This is a genomic window from Sporosarcina sp. BP05, from assembly GCF_014282005.1.
Classification (GTDB): domain Bacteria; phylum Bacillota; class Bacilli; order Bacillales_A; family Planococcaceae; genus Sporosarcina.
Genome location: NZ_JACFTD010000049.1, coordinates 1 through 2,950 on the forward strand (window position 1 = coordinate 1; position 2,950 = coordinate 2,950).

The window sequence follows — 2,950 nt, forward strand, 5'->3', positions numbered from 1 at the left end:
CTTCAGGAAGGAGTAAAGCTTTTTTTCTTATTGAACTAAAGGGGCAGGTTAGTTCAAGAAAAAATGAAACTTTTTACGATATATAGAGTCATATTTAGAAAATGAACTAGGGGTGTATTATGAAGCAATTTAGTATACGTTCAATTGTATTTATGAAGAAAACTATTCCAATATTGTTTGTTTTAACATTAAGTCTTATGTTGACAGGGTGTAATTTCATTGAAGAAAAGAAAGCTGAAGGTATTATCAAAAATTATTACCAAGCTATAATAGATGAAGATTATGAAAAAGCGTTTGAACAATTACATTTATATGATTATGATAGCAAAACTGAAGATAGTAAATTAGCTGAAGTGACTACATTATCCGATGAAGAAACCAAAGCATTTTATTTAAAGAAAGTAGATGTATTGAAGGAACAAAATTATAAATTAAAAGACTTTGAAATTGTAGATGTTGAGTATGAAGACGGTCACTCATTTTGGCACCATATAAAGCTCGAAGTAGAACAGAATGGACAGAAATTTAAATGGAATGAAGTTGCCGAGATTTATGAAGGAAAATTGTTAATCGGTGAAAAAGATGACTCGTTTGCGAAGTATAGAGATGGGAAGATGGATTTTGAAATTGAAGAATTGAAGAAAAGTTAAATTTAATTTCCTTCTTCAACTAACGGGTGCTTTAGTTGAAAAAAAGGATTGTCAAAAGACAATCTTTTTATCACGTTGATAAGTGTCATAACTTTTGACTTTGGACACCCGAAAATGATAGTGCCTTTTAGGGGTTATCGTGGTGTCATATGTTAGTGTCTTAATATAAGAGGATTATCTAATTGAAATATGTTAAATCAAGAAATGTATATATCAAAAATCTTGATAAAGGTGAAAAAGACCATATAAGGGAGTAAGTATTAAAAAAAAGCCTAAATTTTAATGAAATAGTTCCGAATTATCTTATCATCTGGACAAACTAAATTAGATGTTATACTACATGTCGTTTAATAGGACTCATATTGACACTGTATATTGTGTTATGATTGTATTATTAGAAATATATTTATGAATCGTCAATTTCAAATAGTAAAATCCATTGAGGAGGAGAATATGCGATATACTTCACTTGATATTGATAATTTAGGCTATAAAGTTAGCTATCTCTTTTTTGAGAAGCAACTGCCGTCGTTGGGCTATAGTGTTAGAAAACCTCAGATAGAGTATACAGAAGATATTCTAAATATGCTGAAAAATAGAAGTAAGTGTTTAATTATAGAAGCAGAAGTAGGTACGGGTAAATCATTTGGCTATTTAGCCCCGCTCTTGCAATTACAAAGTGTGGATCGTGGTGGTTTTTCAGTAGTAATATCTACAGGAACAATAGCGTTGCAAGAACAATTAATGGAAGATATAAAACTTTTAAAAGATTATATGGGATTATCAATTAATCCTGTTTTGGCTAAAGGGATGAGTCACTTTCTATGTAAGTCTCGTATAAATCAAAGATATGGAAAGCAAACCAATAAACCTGACTGGATCAATGATTGGACGCGAGTATCTGAATACGGTGATAAAGTGGATCTGAATAAACTAATTCCGGATATTAATGATGTATGGGGAAAAGTAAATGTTAGCAAATGCAGTTTTAGAAAATGTGCTTTTTTTTCAGAGTGTAAGTACATGGAGCTTAGGGACCGAATGAAGAAAAATAATAGTGTTATTGTAACGAATCATGATCAGTTGATTGCAAACGCAAAATCATTAAAAGTAGGACGTAATCCACTATTCCCTTTAGATACTAGTATTATTATCATAGACGAGGCTCATAATTTAGAAGAGAAAGCTCGGAACTCACTTTCAGAGAGTTGGGGGCTAGGAGAAATAAAAGATTTACTTTATTCAATAGGGAAATTTTTAAGTAGAAGCGACAACTATGAAGAGAACGAAAAAACTAAGGAAAGAATCCTTATCAGATTAGAAAGGGTATTCCATAATCTGTATCTATATTGTATTCAGAAGTCAGGGGATGATGACGGAAATGATATTCAAACATTTAAAATCGAACTCACTCATGAAGACGAAATTGATATACTTATAGAAGACCTTAATAATTTTAATATTTCAGCACAGTTGTTAGATGTTGAAAATGATGAATTAGATGACACATTATACAAGTCTGAGGTTTTGATTAGTTTTTTGAATGATATTATTGAACAGCATAATCGGATATATTGGTTAGAAATGAAAAAGAATAATAATAAATCGTTAAGACTAAATTCCATACCTAAAGAGATGGGAGAAATTATCCACAACTATTTATTTGAGGTTATTGATAAACCTATTATTTTAACATCTGCAACAATATCGCAACCCGGAATAACAAATTATGATAAATATGATTACTTGATTAACAGTTTAGGAATGGATTCCTTAACAACTGGACAACTTGCGGTAGCAGACCCAAAACCATCCCCATTTAATTATGATAGTAATGCTTTAATCTATATACCAAATGATTTACCTTCTCGAAAGGAGAAAGATCAATATAAGGAAGCCGCATTCAGTGAAATATTGAGACTTTTGAAGTTGACGGATGGCAGAGCTATGATTCTCTTTACTTCTAAAGAGGATATGATGGATGTTTATAAAAATTTACGAGTACTAAACTTACCATGGAATATATTAGTTCAAGTAGAAGGAAGCTCACAAAATGAAATTAAAGATCAGTTTATTGAAGATGAGAAATCTGTACTTCTTTCTACAGGAATATTCTGGGAGGGTATGAACATACCAGGTCCTTCACTAAGTAACCTGATAATATATAAACTACCTTTTCCAGTGCCACATCCTATATTAGATTACAAATCTTCGCTAGTAGATGATGGCTTTTCTCAAGTATATATTCCAGAGATGTTGATAAAGCTGCGCCAAGGTTTAGGACGGTTAATTCGTAAAGA

2 protein-coding genes are annotated in these 2,950 nt (G+C 31.3%); both read left to right on the top strand.

Going from position 1 to position 2,950, the window contains the following annotated elements:
• The first annotated feature begins 119 nt into the window (after positions 1–119).
• The gene (locus tag H2672_RS18970; RefSeq protein ID WP_255485926.1) at positions 120–650 is read left to right on the top strand and encodes a hypothetical protein; all 531 of its coding nucleotides are present in this window, start codon (positions 120–122) and stop codon (positions 648–650) included.
• 453 nt (positions 651–1,103) lie between these two features.
• Positions 1,104–2,950, top strand: a 1,847-nt coding sequence (locus H2672_RS18975; protein WP_186673950.1) for an ATP-dependent DNA helicase, incomplete at its 3' end; no start/stop codon positions are given.

Excerpts from the sequence above, each read along its gene's own strand:
- H2672_RS18970 (WP_255485926.1), top strand. The coding sequence starts at position 120 with ATGAAGCAATTTAGTATACGTTCAATTGTATTTATGAAGAAAACTATT.